This window comes from Nocardioides sp. (assembly GCF_036401255.1).
Classification (GTDB): Bacteria; Actinomycetota; Actinomycetes; order Propionibacteriales; family Nocardioidaceae; genus Nocardioides.
The window spans coordinates 1-16,818 of sequence record NZ_DASWVI010000043.1 but is presented as its reverse complement, the minus strand read 5'-3'; the positions used below and the strand labels follow the sequence as shown (position 1 = coordinate 16,818).

Below are 16,818 nucleotides of genomic sequence, written 5' to 3'. Positions count from 1 at the left end.
GCAGCAGGTCGAGGCCGTCGGGGCCGCCGTCGAGCGCCACCCGGTGCTCGTGGTCGCGGGCCTCGGGCGGCATCGTGGCGATCGCCGCGGTGGGGACGTACGGCGCGTTGGCGGCCACGACGTCCACCCGCCCGCGCAGCGATCCCGGCAGCGCGTCGTACAGGTCGCCCTCGTGGACCCGATCGACCGGCAGGTTCCGACGGGCGCACGCCACCGCGGCCGGGTCGATGTCCGCGGCGTGCACCTCGGCTCCCGGCACGGCCGCGAGGAGCGCCATGCCGACGGCGCCGGTGCCACAGCACAGGTCGACGGCCACATCCCCCGGCCGGAGCACCTGGGCGGCGCGCTGCGCCAGCAGCGTGGTGCGCAGCCGCGGCACGAAGACACCCGACGCGACCGCCACGCGCAACCCCAGGAACTCGGCGAACCCGACCACCTGCTCGAGCGGCTCGCCCGCGACCCGCCGGGCGACCATGGCGGCCAGCGCGTCGTCGTCCGCGGCCTCCCGGGCGAGCAGTGCCGCCTCGTCCTCGGCGAACACGCATCCGGCCGCGCGCAGGGTCGCGACCAGGTCTGTGGGTGACATGGTCGATGATGCTGCCATGCCGAGCGTCAGCACCCAGATCACCTGGATCGTGGTCGGGTACGCCGTCCTGGTCGCCGTGCTCGCGGTGCTCGCCGCCCGCCGCGGCGAGCGGCCCGGCTGGCTCGACCAGATGGCCTGGATGCTCGAGGGGCTGCTCGTGGTGCGTGCGCTCGCCGGCCTCGGCCCGCTGCTGGGCGAGGACCGGCCGGACTCGACCTCGACCTACGTCGGCTACCTGTTCGCCTCCGTGTGCGTGCTGCCGATCGCCATGCGTTCGGTCGCGGGCGACCGCGCGGCCTGGTCCTCCGCGGTCGTCGCCGTGGCCGCGGTCGCGGTCGGCGTGCTCGCCGTACGCCTGCAGATGACCGCATGAGCGCGACCCGCCGCAGCGGCCCGCACCAGGTGCTGCTCGCTCTCTACGCCCTGTTCACGCTGGCTGCGGGTGCCCGGTCGATCGTGCAGCTGACGACGCAGTACGACGAGGCGCCGGTCGCCTACTGGCTCTCGCTCGGCGCGGCCGCGACGTACGCGCTCGGCTGGTACGCGATCCGGTCCGCGGCGGCCGGGGACACCCGGTTCGCGAGCGTGATGCTCTGGGTCGAGCTCGCCGGGGTCGCGACGGTCGGCACGCTGAGCCTGGCCGTGCGGGACTGGTTCCCGGACGCGTCGGTGTGGTCGGACTACGGCATCGGCTACGGATTCGTGCCCGCGGTGCTGCCGGTGGCCGGGCTGCTCTGGCTGCGCCGTCAGAAGGGCCCGGCGCTCGCCAGGAACTGAAACCTGTTCTAGATTGCCTCGCATGACACCGGACGTCTTCGCGCCGGCCATGCTCGGGCCGGTGCGGCTGCGCAACCGGACGGTGAAGGCGGCCACCTTCGAGGGCCGCGCGCCGTACGGCCAGGTCACCGACGAGCTCATCGACTACCACCTCGCGGTGACCCGCGGCGGCGTCGGGCTCACGACGGTGGCGTACCTCGCGGTCGCGCCGGAGGGGCGCACCCACCGCGAGCAGATCGTGGTGGGCGAGCGGACCCTCGGCGGGCTGACCCGGCTGGCCGACGCGATCCACGAGTCCGGCGCCGCGATCGCGGGCCAGGTCGGGCACGCGGGCCCGGTCGCCAACGGTCGCTCCAACGGCGTCCAGGCGATCAGCGCCAGTCGGATGCCGAGCCCGCTGTCGATGCAGATGATCCGTTCGGCGACCGAGGCCGACCTGACGCGCATCACGCGGGCGTACGTCGACGCCGCGCGGATGCTGGTCCGCGCCGGCTTCGACGTGCTCGAGCTGCACATGGCGCACAGCTACCTGATCTCCTCCTTCCTCGCGCCCGGCCTCAACCGGCGCAAGGACGGCTGGGGCGGGTCGCTGTCCAACCGTGCCCGGCTGGGGCGGCAGGTCGCCCGGGCGGTGCGCGACGAGGTCGGCTCGGACGCCGCGATCACGGCCAAGGTCAGTGTCGGCGACGGCTTCCGCGGCGGCGTGACGACCGACGAGGGGATCGAGTACGCGCAGCTGCTCGAGTCCGACGGGACGCTCGACGCCCTGCAGCTCAGCGGCGGCTCCTCGCTGATGAACCCGATGTACCTGTTCCGCGGCGAGGCGCCGGTCGAGGAGTTCGCGGCCACGATGCCGCTCGTCGTACGCCTCGGCATGAGGACGCCGGTCGGCCGCCGCTTCCTGAAGGTCTACCCCTTCGAGGAGGCCTACTTCCGCGACAAGGCGCTGCGCTTCCGCGCGGCGGTGTCGATGCCGCTGATGCTGCTCGGCGGGATCAACCGGCTCGACACGATGGAGCAGGCGATGGCCGACGGCTTCGAGTTCGTCGCGATGGGCCGCGCGCTGCTGCGCGAACCGGACCTCGTCGATCGCCTCCAGTCCGGCCGCGCCACCGCCGGCGTGTGCATCCACTGCAACCGCTGCATGCCCACGATCTATTCGGGCACTCGCTGTCCGGTGGTCACGCCGGTGCGGGTTTCACCGGTCGACCGGTGAAACCCGCACGACACGCCGAGGGGATGCGGCGTGTCGTGCGGCTTTCGGCTGACAAGTCGCGCCGCCCTTCCCAGCGCATTAGAACGTGTTCTAGATTGCGCGCATGGCAGAACCGTTGAAGGTCGTCGTCTGGTCCACGGGGACCGTCGGGCGGCACGCGATCGCGGGCATCGACGCCCACCCGGACCTCGAGCTGGTCGGGGTGTGGGTGTCCAACCCCAAGAAGGACGGCAAGGACGCCGGCGAGCTGGCCGAGCTCGGCCGGGAGCTGGGCGTCAGGGCCACCACCGACAAGCAGGCCCTGCTCGCGATGAAGCCCGACGCGGTCGTGCACACCGCGATGACCGACGACCGGGTCTTCGAGGCCATCGAGGACCTCATCGACTTCCTCGAGGCCGGCATCAACGTGACCTCGAGCGGACCGGTGCTGCTGCAGTGGCCCGAGCACATCCTGCCGCCCGAGACCATGGAACGGATCACCAAGGCCGGGGAGCGCACCGGCGCCAGCCTGCACGTCAACGGCATCGACCCCGGCTTCGCCAACGACGTCCTGCCACTGGTGCTGACCAGCCTGAGCCAGCGCATCGACGAGGTGCGGGTGATGGAGATCTGCGACTACTCCACCTACTACCAACCGGTGGTGATGAACGACCTGTTCGGCTTCGGCAAGCCGATGGACGAGCCGGGCTTCCTCTGGGCCCCGGGCATCCTGTCCATGGCCTGGGGCAGCGTGGTCCGCCAGATCGCCGCCGGTCTCGGCATCGTCCTCGACGAGCCGCTCACCGAGGACGTCGACCGCCGCCCCGCCGAGGTCGACACCCCCAGCGTCTCGGGCGACGTCAGGGCCGGCACGATGGGCGCGGTCCGCTTCCAGGTCATCGGCAAGGTCGACGGGGTCCCGCGCGTGGTCCTCGACCACATCACGCGTACGGCGCCCGACCAGGTGCCCGAGTGGCCGACCCCGCCGCAGGGCGACGGCTGCTACCGCGTCCAGATCACCGGCGAGCCGTTCCTGCAGCTCGACTTCACCCATCACGGCGAGCACGGCGACCACAACGTCTCGGGGATGATCGTGACCGCCCAGCGGATCGTGAACGCCGTCCCCGCCGTCGTCGCCTCGCCCGGCGGCCTCGTCACCGCCCTCGACCTGCCGCTGGTGACCGGCAAGGGTCTGGTGACCACGTGAGCATCCTCGACAGGTTCGGAGTCGCCGGCCAGGCCGCGATCGTCACCGGAGCCGGCCGCGGCCTCGGCGCCGCCACCGCTGTCGCGCTGGCCGAGGCCGGCTCCGACGTCCTCATCTCCGCCCGCACCGAGCGCCAGCTCGACCGGGTCGCCGAGCAGATCCGCGCGACCGGACGCCGCGCCCTCGTGGTCGCCGCCGACCTCAGCGACCTCGACGCCGTCGCCGGCCTCGCGCAGGCGGCGTACGACGAGTTCGGCCGGCTCGACACGGTCGTCAACAACGTCGGCGGCACGTTCCCGAACACGTTCCTCGACACCAGCAACGAGTTCCTCAACGAGGCGTTCAGCTTCAACGTGATCACCGCGCACGCGCTCACCCGCGCGGCGGTCCCGCTGATGCTCAAGGAGCCCGACAAGCAGAAGAGCGTCGTCACGATCAGCTCGATGATGGGCCGCACCGCCGACCGCGGCTTCATCGCCTACGGCACCGCCAAGGCCGCGCTCGCGCACTGGACCAAGATGGCCGCCCAGGACCTCGCGCCGCGCATCCGCGTCAACGGCATCTACGTCGGGTCGATCATGACCAGCGCCCTGGAGTACGTCGCCGGGCAGCCCGAGCTGATGAGCCAGCTCGAGACCAAGACGCCGCTGGGCCGGGTCGGCGAGCCGGAGGACATCGCCGCCGGGGTGGTCTACCTCGCCTCCCGGGCCGGACAGTACGTCACCGGCAAGCTGCTCGAGATCGACGGCGGCATCCAGCAGCCCACCCTCGACCTCGGGTTCCCCGACGTGGCCCCGTAAGGTCCGCGATGTGAGCTCGTCCACGACCCCGACGGCGTACGCCGTCTCGCCCGACTCCGGCGAGCACTGGAGCAAGGAGGGCGCCTGGCAGGTGACCGACGGGATCCACCGGATCCCGCTGCCGCTGCCGATGGACGGCCTCAAGGCCGTCAACGTCTACGTCCTCGAGACCGCCGACGGCCTCACGCTGATCGACGGCGGCTGGGCGATCGAGGTGGCGCGCGACCTGCTGGAGCGCTGCCTGCGCGACATCGGCTACGGGTTCGGCGACATCCGCCGCTTCCTGGTCACCCACGTGCACCGCGACCACTTCACGATGGCCACGGTCCTCGGGCACGAGTACGGCGCGGACGTGGCGCTCGGCCGCGGTGACAAGCCGGCCCTGGACCTGCTCAACGACCCGACGCTCGACGAGAGCCCGTTCCTCGAGGTGCTGCGCACGGCCGGCGCCCAGGAGCTCGCCGAGCAGTGGGCCGCGGGCGGCGGCGAGCGGCCCGATCCGGCGATCTGGCTGCTCCCCGACACCTGGCTCGACGGCGACCAGCGCATCGCCGTCGGCACCCGCACGCTGGACGCGGTGCACACGCCCGGCCACACGCCGGGGCACTACGTCTTCGCCGAGCGGGCCGCAGGGCTCCTGTTCGCCGGCGACCACGTGCTGCCGACGATCACCCCGTCGATCGGGTTCACGGTGCCGCCCACGCCCGACCCGCTCGGCGACTTCATGGCGTCGCTGACCAAGGTGCGCGCGCTGCCGGACCTCCAGATCCTCCCCGCGCACGGCCCGGTCGCGCCGTCCTCGCACGCCCGCGTCGACGAGCTGCTCTCCTTCCACGACCAACGCCTCGAGCAGAGCCTGGCCGCGATCGCCGACGCCCCGGCGACCGGCTTCACGGTCGCGCACCAGCTCGCGTGGACCCGACACGAGAAGTCGTACGACGACCTCGACCCGTTCAGCCAGGGCATGGCCGCGATGGAGACCAAGGCGCACCTCGAGCTGCTGGTCGCGCGGGGTCAGGCGACCCGCGAGGTGACGCCCGAGGGGGTGCTGTTCCGGGCCGTCAGCGGCCCCGTCGACGACTGAGTCGCATCGGGGTGTGCGGGATGCCGTCCTCGAGGAACTCCGGCCCCGAGACCTCGAACCCGAACGTCGCGTACCACCCGGCGAGCGGCGACTGGGCGTCGAGCACCACGTCACGACCCTGCGCGACGGACAGGGCGGTCTCCATGATGACGTCGGCGAGGCCGCGGCCGCGCGCGTCCGGGGCCAGCAGCACCCGGCCGATCCGCCACACGCTCTGCCCGTCGTCGCCATCGTCCAGAACGCGCGCGTAGCCGGACAGGGCGTCGTCGTCCATCAGCAGCACGTGCCGGGTCTCCGGCTCGACGTCGCGCCCGTCCAGGTCGGGGTAGGGGCAGGCCTGCTCGACCACGAACACGTCCTGGCGGATCTTGCAGATGCCGTAGACGGCGTACGGGTCGAGGTGGTCGAACGCGACGGCGATGCACTTCACGACAAGTACTCCAGGGTCCGGCGGTGGGCCGCGCGCGCCTCGGGGATGAGGGGCAACAGCGGGTAGACGTGGATCAGGTCGTGGACCTCGACGTAGTCGAGGTCCCAGCCGGCCTCGGCTGCCCGGCGCGCGAGCAGGCGGCACCCCGGCGCGAGCGTGTCGCGGGTGCCGCAGAACATCAGCGCCGGCGGCAGGCCGGCGAGGTCGGCCAGCGCGGGGCTCACCTCGGGACGGTCGAGATCGTCGGGCGACCCGGCCCACCACTCGGCGTAGGCCCGCAGCTTGCCGAGGAACAGCCAGGGGTCGCGGACCGTGAACCGCTCGGTCTCCGGCGTGCTGGTCGTCAGGTCGACCCACGGCGAGTGGAGCAGCAGCCGGGAGGCCTGGGGGCCGCCACGGTCGCGCAGCGTCAGCGCGACGGCCAGCGCGTAGCCGCCGCCGGCCGAGTCGCCGGCCAGCACGAGCTCCTCGGAGTCGTCGGCCCACCGGGCGGCCAGGTCGGCGATGGCCGCGTGCGAGGCCTGCCAGGTGTGCTCGGGCGCCAGGGGATAGTCGGGCAGCACGATCCGGGCGCCGAGATCGGTCGCGAGCCGGCACACGTAGCGGAGGTGGAACGGGTCGATCGGTGCGACGTACCCGCCGCCGTGGAGGTAGACGACGGTGCGGTGCGGGTCGGTGCCGCGCGGCGTCACGACGTACGACGCGAACTCGCCGGCCGGCCCGGTCAGCACCTCGGTGACCACCGAGAACCGGCGCGCGAAGCGCGGCACCAGCCGGGTCGGCAGCTGCCGGCCCAGGCCGGCGTGCCACCGCTCGATGCGGGCCCGCTCGGCGGCCGGGCTGTCCAGCTCGCGCGAGCGCCGGAGCCGGGGCACGACCCAGGCCAGGGCCTCGTGACGGCGGCTCGGGCTCATGCCTGGCAGCCTCCCACAGCCCACCTGTCACGGATCCGGGGTGGCCGGTGTCTGATGGGCGAGGCCTCCGCCGGGGGCCGAGAACCGAGGAGACTCCGATGCCCAGCACGTTCCGCATCCCCAAGGCCCAGGTGACCGGCCTGTACGGCCGGATCATGTCCGCCTACGCCCGCCGCACCTACGGCCAGATCCCCGACAACGCCTACGTCCTGTGGCACCACCGCCCGGTGCTCAAGGCGGTCTTGAAGTTCGAGCAGCGGGTCGCGAAGTGGCGCGCGCTCGACCCGAACCTCAAGTCCTACGCCGAGCTGGCGAGCGCCGGCGTCATCGGCTGCAGCTGGTGCCTCGACTTCGGCTACTTCCTCGCCCACAACGAGGGACTCGACCTCGCCAAGGTGCGCGAGGTGCCGAGGTGGCGGGAGTCGGACGTCTTCACGCAGCTCGAGCGCGACGTCATGGAGTACGCCGAGGCGATGAGCACCACCCCGCTCGCCGTCACCGACGACCTGGTGGCGCGGCTGATCGACCAGCTCGGCACCGAGGCCGTCGTGGAGCTGACCCAGATGATCGCGCTGGAGAACATGCGCTCGCGGTTCAACTCCGCCGCCGGCCTGCAGAGCCAGGGATATTCGGATGTGTGCGAGCTGCCCCTCGCCGTACCGTCTGATCGCGTGAGGCACGCATGAACACCGGCTCGACGGACGTGTTCGTCGACCATCGCAACCTGCTCTTCACGGTCGCCTACGAGATGCTCGGCTCCGCGGCCGACGCCGAGGACGTCCTCCAGGAGACCTGGCTGCGCTGGGTCGACGTCGATCGCGCCGAGGTGCGCGACGAACGGGCCTACCTGGTGCGGATCACCACGCGCCTGGCGCTGAACCGGATGCGGAGCAACGCCCGGCGCCGCGAGTCGTACGTCGGGCCGTGGCTGCCCGAGCCGCTGCTGACGACCCCCGACGTGGCCGAGGACGTCGAGCTCGCCGACAGCGTGTCGCTCGCGATGCTGACGCTGTTGGAGACGCTGGGCCCGACCGAGCGCGCCGTGTTCGTGCTGCGGGAGGTGTTCGCCTTCGGCTACGACGAGATCGCCGCCGCGGTCGACAAGACCCCCGCCGCCGTACGCCAGATCGCGCACCGCGCCCGCGACCACGTCGCCGAGCGCCGGCCTCGGGTCGAGGCCACGCCGTCCGAGCGCGACCGGGTGATGCAGACGTTCCTGACCGCCGTCGCCACGGGCGACATCCAGAGCCTGATGGACGTGCTCGCGCCCGACGTCGTGCTCGTCACCGACGGCGGTGGGGTCAAGAAGGCGGCGCTGCGGCCGATCCTCGGGCGCGACAAGGTGGTCCGGTTCCTCGACGCGGTCTCCGAGGGCCTCGAGGCGGTCGCCGACCTGGTCGTCGTCAACGGCGCGCCCGCGCTGCGGATCGTGCTCGACGGCGAGCTCGACACCGTGGCGTCCATGGTCGTCGAGGACGGCCTGGTCACCGGGCTCTACGTCGTGCGCAACCCCGCCAAGCTCGCTCGGCTCGACGAGGTCGTGACGCTCACACGTTGAGTGATGTGGACGGCGACCCAGACCTGAAGCCCGCCCACACCCCTCCCTCGCCGTGCTCGTCATGGTGCGCGAGGCGCGCAGGGCAGCCCGCCAAGTGAGCCGGCGGGACGCCCGCCACGTGGAACTCGGTCGGCGGTACTACTGTGTAAGCCAAGACAGGGGAGCACGCCACACACGTGCTGAGAGTGCGGATCCGCCGCAGACCCTAGGAACCTGATCCGGTTAGCACCGGCGAAGGGAGTCGGAGTTGAGACCCATCCATGCCCTGACCCACGCCCTGGCACCACTGGCACTCGCCCTGGCGGCCGCCGGCTGCTCGACGATCGGCGACGACTCGTCGAGCAGCGCGCCGGACGACGCCACGAAGCCGACGCGGGTCGTGCTGGTGACCCACGAGTCGTTCAGCCTGCCCAAGCCGCTGATCAAGCAGTTCGAGCAGGCGTCCGGACTCGACCTGGTGGTCCGCGCCACCGGCGACGCCGGCATCCTCACCAACAAGCTGGTGCTGACCAAGGACGACCCGCTCGGCGACGTCGCCTTCGGCGTCGACAACACCTTCGCCTCGCGGGCGCTCGACGCCGGCGTGTTCGCGCCGTACGACGCCGCGCTGCCCGACGGCGCGGAGGAGTACCGGCTGCCCGGCGACGACGAGCACGGCCTCACCCCGGTCGACGACGCCAGCGTCTGCGTGAACGTCGACGACACCTGGTTCGCCGATCACGACCTCGCCCCGCCGCGGACCCTCGACGACCTCGCCGACCCGGCGTACCGGGACCTGTTCGTCACGCCCGGCGCTGCCACGAGCTCACCGGGGATGGCGTTCTTGCTGACCACGATCGCGGCGTACGGCGAGGACGGCTGGCAGGACTACTGGACGAAGCTGATGGACAACGGTGTGAAGCTGACCGCCGGGTGGTCGGACGCCTACGAGGTCGACTTCACCCAGGGCGGCGGCCACGGCGACCGGCCGATCGTGCTGTCCTACGACTCCTCGCCCGCCTTCACGGTGTCCGGCGGCACGTCGTCGACGAGCGCGCTGCTCGACACCTGCTTCCGGCAGGTCGAGTACGCCGGGGTGCTCGACGGGGCCGCGAACCCCGACGGCGCCGAGCAGCTGGTCGACTTCCTGCTGTCGCCGGAGGTGCAGGCGGCGCTCCCCGAGAGCATGTACGTGTTCCCGGTCGACTCCTCGGTGAAGCTGCCGGCGGAGTGGGCGCGCTTCGCCGAGCAGCCGAGCGATCCGTACGAGGTCGACCCCGGCGCGATCGGCGAGCACCGCGACGAGTGGCTGCGTGAGTGGAGCGACGTCACCTCCCGATGAGCCGACGATGAGCCGACGATGAGCCGACGATGAGGCGCGCGTTCGAGCTGGCCGGGCTCTCGGCCCTGCCGCTGGCGGTGCTCGGCGTGTTCTTCGTGCTGCCCGTCAGCGGCATGGTGTCGGAGGGTTTCGTGGCCGACGGCCGCTTCGACCCCGGCGGCGTCCTCGAGGTCCTCGGGCGGCCCCGGGTGCACCGGGTCGTGTGGTTCACGGTGTGGTCCTCGACGGTCGCGACGCTGGTGGCGGTGCTGCTCGGCCTGCCCGTGGCCCACCTGCTGCACCGGCGCCGGTTCCCCGGGCGGGGCGTGCTGAGGTCGCTGCTGCTCGTGCCGTTCGTGCTCCCGACCGTCGTGGTGGGCGTGGCGTTCCGCGAGCTGATCGGCGAGTCCGGGCCGCTCGGGTTCCTCGGGCTGGACGGGTCCGCGGTCGCGATCGTCGCCGGGCTGGTGTTCTTCAACGTCGCCGTGGTGATCCGTGCTGTCGGAGCCGCGTGGGAGTCGCTCGACCCGCGCCCGGCCGAGGCCGCCGCGGCGCTCGGAGCCAGCCCGGCGCAGGTGCTCCTGACCGTCACGCTGCCCGCGCTGCGGCCCGCGATCGTGAGCGCCGCGAGCGTGGTGTTCCTGTTCTGCGCGACGGCGTTCGGGGTGGTGCTCACCCTCGGTGGGCTGCGGTACTCCTCGGTCGAGACCGAGATCTACCTGCTCACCACGAACCTGCTCGACCTGCAGGCCGCCGCGGCGCTGTCGATCCTGCAGCTGCTGGCGATCACCGGCCTGCTCGTGGTGACCGGCCGCCTGCGCGCCGTACCCGACCCCGCTCTGGCGCGGTCGGTGCGCCGCGCACCCCGGCCCTCGCGCGGCGACTGGCCGGGCGTGGTCGCGACCGGTCTGGTCCTGCTGCTGGTCGGTGCCCCGCTGGCGGCCCTCGCGCTCGGCTCGCTGCGGGTCGGGGACGCCTGGAGCCTGGGCAACTACCGCGCGCTCACGGGCGCGGGCTCGCAGCACGCGCTGCTCGTGTCGGTGACCGACGCGCTCGTCACCTCGCTGCGCACCGCGGTCGACGCGACCTGGATGTCGCTGTCGCTCGGCCTGCTCGTCACCGTCGTCGTCACCCGCCGCTCGCGCTCGCGCACCGAGCGCCGGGTGCGCGGGCTGCTGGACGGGCTGTTCATGCTGCCGCTCGGCGTCTCCGCGGTCACGTTGGGCTTCGGCTTCCTCATCACCTTGGACCGTCCGCCGGTCGACCTGCGCGACTCGCCGCTGCTGGTGCCGATCGCCCAGGCCCTGGTGGCGCTCCCGCTCGTCGTGCGCACGCTGGTGCCGGTGCTCGGCGGCGTCGACGACCGCCAGCGTCAGGCGGCCGCGTCCCTGGGCGCCGGCCCGCTGCGGACGTTCGCGACCGTCGAGCTGCCGCTGGTCTGGCGGCCGCTGACCGCGGCGGCCGGCTTCGCGTTCGCGGTCTCGCTGGGCGAGTTCGGGGCCACCTCGTTCCTGGCCCGGGAGGACCACCCGACGCTGCCGATCGTGATCTTCCACCTGATCGGGCACCCGGGTGCGATGAACTACGGCATGTCCCTCGCCGCGTCCGTCGTCCTGGCGGCCACCACCGCGCTGGTGATGCTCGCCGTCGACCGGCTCCGGGTCTCGTCGGTCGGGGCGTTCTGATGCTGACCCTGGACCGCCTCACCGTGGCGTACGACGGCGAGCCGGCCGTCGTCGACGCGTCGCTGGACCTCGACGACGGGCACGTCCTCGCGGTCCTCGGCCCGAGCGGCTCGGGCAAGTCGACGCTGCTGCGCGCGATCGCCGGTCTCGAGCCGCCCTCGTCTGGCCGGATCTGCTGGGACGGCGCGGACCTCGCGCGCGTGCCCACGCACAAGCGCGGGTTCGCGCTGATGTTCCAGGACGGGCAGCTGTTCAACCACCTCACGGTCGCCCGCAACGTCGGCTACGCGCTGCGGCTGCGGCGCGCCCCCGGGACGGCCGAGCGGGTGGCGGAGCTGCTCGCGCTGGTCGGCCTGGAGGGGTACGCCGACCGGCTGCCCACGACGCTGTCCGGCGGCGAGCGGCAGCGGGTGGCGCTGGCCCGGTCGCTCGCGGTGTCGCCGCGGCTGCTGCTGCTCGACGAGCCACTCTCTGCGCTCGACGCCGGGCTGCGCGAGCGCCTCGCCTCCGACCTGCGCGGGATCCTGCGGTCGGCCGGCACGACCGCGCTGATGGTCACCCACGACCAGGAGGAGGCGTACGCCGTCGCCGACCGACTCGCGGTGATGCGCGAGGGCCGGATCGTCCAGCAGGGCGACATCGGCGAGGTGTGGCGGGCGCCGGCCGACCCCGAGACCGCGCTGTTCCTCGGCTACGCACGAGTGCTGGAGGGATCCGCCGCCGCGACGCTGCTGCGCGCGGCCGGGCACCCGCCCGCCGAGGCGGTCGCCGTACGCCGTTCGGCCCTGGTCGTCGACCAGCACGGGCCGCTGCGGGGGCTGGTGGTCTCGGCGCGCGCCACCCCGGAGCTGATCCGACTCGTCGTCGACGTCGACGGGGTGGGCGAGGTCGACGCGATCGCGCGGCTGGGCACCCACCCCGCGCCGGGTGACCCGGTGCGCCTCGGCGTCGACCCCGGACGGCTGGCGACGCCCGGCAGGCGCTGAGCGCGCCGGGTCTCTACACTGACCTGCGTGTATCGCCGCGCCTACGCCCTGCTGGTGGGCAACGCCATCGTCATGGGCGTCGTGGCGATCGTCGTGGCGATCGTCTACGACAAGCGCCTGATCGACCCCGAGGGCAGCTTCCTCGGGCCGTCGTGGCTGCGGCTGCCGTTGCTGCTGCTGGGCGCGCTGCTGCTCGACCTGCTGCCGCGGACGCTGTGGTACTCCAAGATGGACCCCCGGCTGATGCCGGGGATCGTGCGGGAGCGGTGGCGCACCCACTGGAACCGCGAGCGCCTGACGCTGGTCGCGCTCGGCGTGATCGGCTTCTACGTCGTCTACGTGAGCTACCGCAATCTCAAGTCGTTCCTGCCGTCCGTGCGCGACGCCATGTACGACCGGGAGCTGCACTACCTCGACCGGGCGCTGCTGTTCGGCCACGACCCCGCGCACGTGCTGCACGGCATCCTCGGCGAGGGCTTCATGGCCTGGCCGCTGTCCTACGTCTACCTGTGGTTCCTGCCGCTGGTGCCCCTGGCGGTGACCGCCTGGCTGGTCTGGTCGCGCAACCTGTCCTACGGCTACTGGTTCGTGACCTCGCAGTGCGTCGCGTGGTCGCTGGGCACGGCGTCGTACTACGCGCTGCCGACCCTCGGCCCCGGCCTCGAGTACCCGTGGCTGTACGTCGGCCTGCCGAACACGCCGACCTCGCAGCTCATGGACGCGCTGGTCGCCGGACGCCACAACGTCTACTGGGGCGTGCGCACCGACACGGTGCAGTCGGTGGCGGGCTTCGCGAGCCTGCACGTGGCGATCACGCTGCTGGTCGCCCTGATGGTCACCTACACGGTGCGGGTGCGCTGGCTGAGGATCGCGTTCTGGGTCAACTTCGGCGTCACCGTCATCGCCACGCTCTACTTCGGCTGGCACTACATCGCCGACGACGTCGCCGGTGTGATGATCGCGTTCGTCTCCTTCTACCTCGGCGGCATCGCCAGCGGCCAGAAGTTCGACCGGCACGGGCTGGCCTCGCACCCCACGACCACCACCTCGGCCGTCCCCGTCGACCGCTGAGGTCGCGGGAACGGCCGAGGCGAGGTTCAGGCCAGCCGGAACGTGAGCACCGGAAGGTCGTCGGTGTGCAGCACCTCGGCGAGGACCGGGAGCGGCAGCCGCGGGTAGAGCTCCGCGATCGCGTCCGGAGTCCCGTCGACGCCCTGCAGCATGCCCTGCACGGTGATGCCCTCCTCGAGGATCACGTGGGCGTAGGCGTAGGGGGCGTACGGCACGAACCGCGGGTGGCAGGCGGCCAGGTTGTGCGAGGCGAACAGCAGCGTCCCGCGTCCGGACAGCTCGAGGTCGGTCGAGTCGAACGACCCGCACGCCTCGCAGCAGGTGGTCGCCGGGAACGTGATCGCCTGGCAGTCGGCGCAGCGGTGGGCGACGAGCCGGCCCTCGGCCAGGGCCTCGTAGTAGTCGCGCACGAGCGACGTGGTCTCTGTCGTGGTCATGGTGTTCAGCTCCCCTGGAAGATCAGCACGTTGGAGACGATCGCGTAGCCCTGGACCATCAAGGCCGCGGTCTCGGGTGGCTTCGGGACCTGGCGGGCACCGGCCAGGCCCCGCATCTGGGTGACGATCTCGTGGATGTCCGAGCCCGACGACGCCGCCCACGCGTGACCGAACGCGTGCCGGCCGCCGTGGGTCGCCATGGGCCGGTCGCCGTCGAAGCGGGTGCGGCCCTCGTACGCCGCCTTCAGGCCCTCGCCGTGGGCCAGGTAGCCGATCTCCTCGGCCATCACCAGCGACATGATGTGCGAGCAGTCGTGGGTGTGCAGGTAGTCCAGGTCGTGCGGCCCGACACCCGACATCTCGAACGCGCGCTTGATCGCGACCCGGTCGACGGTCCAGTCGGTCGGGTCCTCGTGGTACCACGGCAGGTCCGAGACGGCCTGGCCGAAGCCCTTGAGCTCCACCGGCTGCGACGGCAGCCCCTTCGCCGCGTCCGCGCGCATCAGCACCACGGCGGCGGCGCCGTCGGCGGCCTTCACCAGGCTGCGCAACCGGGCCGGCCAGGACAGGAACGGGTTGGCCTCCGAGGTCCACATGCTCCACGCGTCGGCGTACCCGAGCCGGGCCGCCTCGTCCTCGAGGGTCTCGCGGATCATCGCCCGGTCGGTGAGCGTGGCGTGCATCCGGCGGGTGCGGGACAGCTCGAACATCGAGCGGTCGTACTCCTCGAACGAGACGCCGTACTTGCGCATGTAGCCCTGCGCGATGATGCCGTTGTAGGTCGAGAAGATCTCGTAGCCCTGTGGCTCGCCGTACGCCTGGTTGACGCAGTAGTCCGTCCAGAGCCACATGGTCTCGTTGTCGATGTCCTCGCGCTCGTAGGGGCTCGTCCCCCGCGGGCGGTTGCCGGTCGCCTCGACGCCGACGACGAGCGCGGTGTCGATCGCGCCGGACGCGATCGCCTGGGCGGCCAGGCAGACGCCGGTCGCGGTGGTCGCGCAGGCGGCGTCGATGTGGACGCCCATCGCGAGCTGGGTGCCGATCCACTTCGACAGCTGGCCGTACGTCGCGGGCAGCTGGGAGGAGTGGGTCATCACGTTGCCGACGTAGACCGCGTCGACGTCGGGTCCACGGATCCCGGAGTCCTCGAGGGCTTCGCGCGCGGCACGGGCGGCGAGCTCCTGGAGGGTGAGTCCGGCGATCTCCGGGCGGGTGCGGAGGTTGCCGAACGGGGTGCAGCCGACTCCCGTCACGACGACAGGAGCAGTGAGGCGTGTGGTCATGGTGCCTCCTTCCTCTGCTCCCGACGCTAGGAACCGAGCACCCCGCGGCCCATGGCCGTGGCTGCACGCCTCTTGACGATCCCTGCAAGCCTCAGTGGGCGGGGGCGGCCTTGCTCGGCGGGTAGCCGTAGTGGGCGCGGAACGCGCGGCTGAAGTGGGCCGGGTCGGTGAAGCCCCAGCGGCGGGCGACCTGGTGGATCGCGAGGTCGCGGCCCGGCCGGGTCAGGTCGGCGTGGGCGCGCGCCAGCCGGCGCCGGCGTACGTAGGCCTGCACGGTGTCGCCCTCGTCCTCGAACAGCGAGTACAGCAGCCGGTCGGAGATCGCGTGGTGCACCGCGATCGCGTGCGGGGAGAGCGCGGGGTCGCCGAGCCGGGCCTCGACGTAGCCCTTCACCTTCTGCCGCAGCTCGTGGCGCCGGGCGCTCGCCGTCGGTGGGGTGCTGAGCGTCGACAGGGCCGCGCCGAGCAGCTCGAGCGCGGCGTTGCCGGCGCCGGCCGCGGCCTCGGGGGTGAGCTCGAGGGTGGTGACGAAGCTGAGGTACGACGTGAGCAGCAGCCGCGCCGAGTTCGGGTGCAGCAGCCGCGCCGTGGTCAGCTCGAGGGAGGGCACCACGTCGTGGAACCGCGCCACCGGCACCAGCAGGGTCTGCTTGCGCAGCGGCTCGAGCACGTCGAAGCGGATCGGGCGCGCCGAGTGCCAGGCGACCACGTCGCCGAGGCCGACGGCGATCTGCTCGTCGTCCTGGGTGAGGACCTCGCGGCCGGCGCGGACCACCAGCACGCCGACGTACTCCCCGTCCGTGCGCCGCAGGTCCGAGCGCAGTCGCTGGCCGCCGCACAGGCCGCACCAGGTGTCCATCAGCTGGATGTCGCCGAGCCGGCGCCGCAGGATCCGGCCTTCGACCGGGACGTCGCTGTCGCGCACCCGGTCCAGCGTCCAGGGCAGGTGGGTGTCGGACACGATCTCGCGCCAGGCCTCGTCGCGGTCGCCTGGCGCGACCCGGGCCACGTCCCAGCGCTCGGTGCCGGCCACCGACTCGGGCAGCAGCTCGGTGTCCACCGCTCACCTCCTCGCGGCCACTCGCCGTCCACGGTAGGTGGCAACGCGGGGTGCCGGTACGGTCTTTCGGCCCGGATCCGGGTCGATCGCGGAGAAGTTACACGCGTGTAGTTTGTCAAGACGACACGCCGAGCTTTCCGAGAAATCTGGGGCAAAATGTTCCCAATGTGACGAAAGTTGTCTAGCGTTCTCCGAGTGCCGCGTGGGGCGGCGAGGGCGATCGAGGGGAACGACACGGTGCGACGGCTCGGCAGGACGGCGATCGTCGCGACCGTGGTGGCGGGGTCGCTCACGTGCGGTGTCCTCGGGGGCGTGGCGCTCGCCGACGACGAGACCCCCTCGCGCCACGACGTCCGGGAGGCCCGCGCCGCGGTGCGCGCCCAGGCCGACGACGTCGCGGCGGTGCGGGCCCGGCTCGCGCTGGCCAACCAGCGGCTCCAGGAGG

At 72.4% G+C, this 16,818-nt stretch carries 19 protein-coding genes and 1 riboswitch; of the genes, 13 read left to right on the top strand and 6 right to left on the bottom strand.

What is annotated here, in order from left to right; translation table 11 throughout:
• On the bottom strand, window positions 1–586 hold a 586-nt coding region (locus VGD85_RS02175; RefSeq protein WP_331061812.1), incomplete at its 3' end, for a putative protein N(5)-glutamine methyltransferase.
• A gap of 16 nt (window positions 587–602) precedes the next feature.
• Here VGD85_RS02175 and VGD85_RS02170 point away from each other — a divergent pair.
• The 6 genes from VGD85_RS02170 (at window position 603) to VGD85_RS02145 (ending at window position 5,649) form a co-directional block, all read left to right on the top strand.
• Complete coding sequence (locus tag VGD85_RS02170) at window positions 603–959, top strand: hypothetical protein (protein WP_331061811.1); 357 nt, start codon at window positions 603–605, stop codon at window positions 957–959.
• The gene (locus tag VGD85_RS02165) at window positions 956–1,363 is read left to right on the top strand and encodes a hypothetical protein (protein WP_331061810.1); all 408 of its coding nucleotides are present in this window, start codon (window positions 956–958) and stop codon (window positions 1,361–1,363) included. The genes VGD85_RS02170 and VGD85_RS02165 overlap by 4 nt, the downstream gene beginning before the upstream one ends.
• A 22-nt stretch (window positions 1,364–1,385) precedes the next feature.
• A complete protein-coding gene (locus VGD85_RS02160; RefSeq protein ID WP_331061809.1) occupies window positions 1,386–2,579 on the top strand; it encodes an NADH:flavin oxidoreductase in 1,194 nt (397 codons plus the stop codon).
• Window positions 2,580–2,682: 103 nt separating this feature from the next.
• Window positions 2,683–3,765 (top strand): diacylglycerol kinase, encoded by a 1,083-nt coding sequence (locus tag VGD85_RS02155; protein ID WP_331061808.1) that lies wholly within the window; start codon window positions 2,683–2,685, stop codon window positions 3,763–3,765.
• Window positions 3,762–4,565 carry an SDR family oxidoreductase gene (locus VGD85_RS02150; protein ID WP_331061807.1) on the top strand — a complete coding sequence of 268 codons (804 nt, stop codon included), beginning with the start codon at window positions 3,762–3,764 and terminating at the stop codon, window positions 4,563–4,565. Before VGD85_RS02155 ends, VGD85_RS02150 begins: the two co-directional genes overlap by 4 nt.
• 10 nt (window positions 4,566–4,575) lie before the next feature.
• Window positions 4,576–5,649 carry an MBL fold metallo-hydrolase gene (locus VGD85_RS02145; RefSeq protein WP_331061806.1) on the top strand — a complete coding sequence of 358 codons (1,074 nt, stop codon included), beginning with the start codon at window positions 4,576–4,578 and terminating at the stop codon, window positions 5,647–5,649.
• Here VGD85_RS02145 and VGD85_RS02140 read toward each other — a convergent pair.
• Window positions 5,627–6,079, bottom strand: a complete 453-nt coding sequence (locus tag VGD85_RS02140; RefSeq protein ID WP_331061805.1) for a GNAT family N-acetyltransferase — start codon at window positions 6,077–6,079, stop codon at window positions 5,627–5,629. The two genes, VGD85_RS02145 and VGD85_RS02140, sit on opposite strands and share 23 nt — an antisense overlap.
• Window positions 6,076–6,993: an alpha/beta hydrolase gene (locus VGD85_RS02135; protein ID WP_331061804.1), complete on the bottom strand. Its 918-nt coding sequence runs from the start codon at window positions 6,991–6,993 to the stop codon at window positions 6,076–6,078. Before VGD85_RS02135 ends, VGD85_RS02140 begins: the two co-directional genes overlap by 4 nt.
• 98 nt (window positions 6,994–7,091) lie before the next feature.
• Between VGD85_RS02135 and VGD85_RS02130 the strand changes: the two genes are divergently transcribed.
• The 6 genes from VGD85_RS02130 to VGD85_RS02105 all read left to right on the top strand — a co-directional run bounded on the left by VGD85_RS02130 (window position 7,092) and on the right by VGD85_RS02105 (window position 13,593).
• Window positions 7,092–7,679 (top strand): carboxymuconolactone decarboxylase family protein, encoded by a 588-nt coding sequence (locus tag VGD85_RS02130; RefSeq protein WP_331061803.1) that lies wholly within the window; start codon window positions 7,092–7,094, stop codon window positions 7,677–7,679.
• A complete protein-coding gene (locus VGD85_RS02125) occupies window positions 7,676–8,551 on the top strand; it encodes an RNA polymerase sigma-70 factor (protein ID WP_331061802.1) in 876 nt (291 codons plus the stop codon). Before VGD85_RS02130 ends, VGD85_RS02125 begins: the two co-directional genes overlap by 4 nt.
• A gap of 147 nt (window positions 8,552–8,698) precedes the next feature.
• A riboswitch (TPP riboswitch) is annotated at window positions 8,699–8,808 on the top strand.
• Window positions 8,799–9,872 (top strand): thiamine ABC transporter substrate-binding protein, encoded by a 1,074-nt coding sequence (locus VGD85_RS02120; protein WP_331061801.1) that lies wholly within the window; start codon window positions 8,799–8,801, stop codon window positions 9,870–9,872. It overlaps the preceding riboswitch by 10 nt.
• Before the next feature lie 29 nt (window positions 9,873–9,901).
• Window positions 9,902–11,536: an iron ABC transporter permease gene (locus VGD85_RS02115; protein ID WP_331061800.1), complete on the top strand. Its 1,635-nt coding sequence runs from the start codon at window positions 9,902–9,904 to the stop codon at window positions 11,534–11,536.
• The gene (locus VGD85_RS02110) at window positions 11,536–12,522 is read left to right on the top strand and encodes an ABC transporter ATP-binding protein (protein WP_331061799.1); all 987 of its coding nucleotides are present in this window, start codon (window positions 11,536–11,538) and stop codon (window positions 12,520–12,522) included. The genes VGD85_RS02115 and VGD85_RS02110 overlap by 1 nt, the downstream gene beginning before the upstream one ends.
• Before the next feature lie 27 nt (window positions 12,523–12,549).
• Window positions 12,550–13,593, top strand: coding sequence for a phosphatase PAP2 family protein (locus tag VGD85_RS02105; protein WP_331061798.1), 1,044 nt, complete (start codon window positions 12,550–12,552; stop codon window positions 13,591–13,593).
• A gap of 26 nt (window positions 13,594–13,619) precedes the next feature.
• Here the strand turns inward: VGD85_RS02105 and VGD85_RS02100 are convergent, their stop codons facing one another.
• The 3 genes from VGD85_RS02100 to VGD85_RS02090 all read right to left on the bottom strand — a co-directional run bounded on the left by VGD85_RS02100 (window position 13,620) and on the right by VGD85_RS02090 (window position 16,373).
• On the bottom strand, window positions 13,620–14,030 hold the full coding sequence (locus tag VGD85_RS02100) for a Zn-ribbon domain-containing OB-fold protein (protein WP_331061797.1): 411 nt from the start codon (window positions 14,028–14,030) through the stop codon (window positions 13,620–13,622).
• Window positions 14,031–14,035: 5 nt separating this feature from the next.
• A complete protein-coding gene (locus VGD85_RS02095) occupies window positions 14,036–15,313 on the bottom strand; it encodes a thiolase family protein (RefSeq protein WP_331061796.1) in 1,278 nt (425 codons plus the stop codon).
• A gap of 91 nt (window positions 15,314–15,404) precedes the next feature.
• Entirely contained in the window at window positions 15,405–16,373 is a 969-nt protein-coding gene (locus tag VGD85_RS02090) for a helix-turn-helix domain-containing protein (RefSeq protein ID WP_331061795.1), read from the bottom strand.
• A gap of 195 nt (window positions 16,374–16,568) precedes the next feature.
• Here VGD85_RS02090 and VGD85_RS02085 point away from each other — a divergent pair.
• Window positions 16,569–16,818: hypothetical protein (locus VGD85_RS02085; RefSeq protein WP_331061794.1), on the top strand; the 250-nt coding region annotated here is incomplete at its 3' end.

Excerpts from the sequence above, each read along its gene's own strand:
- VGD85_RS02170 (WP_331061811.1), top strand. The coding sequence starts at position 603 with ATGCCGAGCGTCAGCACCCAGATCACCTGGATCGTGGTCGGGTACGCC.
- VGD85_RS02165 (WP_331061810.1), top strand. The coding sequence starts at position 956 with ATGAGCGCGACCCGCCGCAGCGGCCCGCACCAGGTGCTGCTCGCTCTC.
- VGD85_RS02160 (WP_331061809.1), top strand. The coding sequence starts at position 1,386 with ATGACACCGGACGTCTTCGCGCCGGCCATGCTCGGGCCGGTGCGGCTG.
- VGD85_RS02155 (WP_331061808.1), top strand. The coding sequence starts at position 2,683 with ATGGCAGAACCGTTGAAGGTCGTCGTCTGGTCCACGGGGACCGTCGGG.
- VGD85_RS02135 (WP_331061804.1), bottom strand. The coding sequence starts at position 6,993 with ATGAGCCCGAGCCGCCGTCACGAGGCCCTGGCCTGGGTCGTGCCCCGG.
- VGD85_RS02130 (WP_331061803.1), top strand. The coding sequence starts at position 7,092 with ATGCCCAGCACGTTCCGCATCCCCAAGGCCCAGGTGACCGGCCTGTAC.
- VGD85_RS02125 (WP_331061802.1), top strand. The coding sequence starts at position 7,676 with ATGAACACCGGCTCGACGGACGTGTTCGTCGACCATCGCAACCTGCTC.
- VGD85_RS02115 (WP_331061800.1), top strand. The coding sequence starts at position 9,902 with ATGAGGCGCGCGTTCGAGCTGGCCGGGCTCTCGGCCCTGCCGCTGGCG.
- VGD85_RS02110 (WP_331061799.1), top strand. The coding sequence starts at position 11,536 with ATGCTGACCCTGGACCGCCTCACCGTGGCGTACGACGGCGAGCCGGCC.
- VGD85_RS02100 (WP_331061797.1), bottom strand. The coding sequence starts at position 14,030 with ATGACCACGACAGAGACCACGTCGCTCGTGCGCGACTACTACGAGGCC.
- VGD85_RS02095 (WP_331061796.1), bottom strand. The coding sequence starts at position 15,313 with ATGACCACACGCCTCACTGCTCCTGTCGTCGTGACGGGAGTCGGCTGC.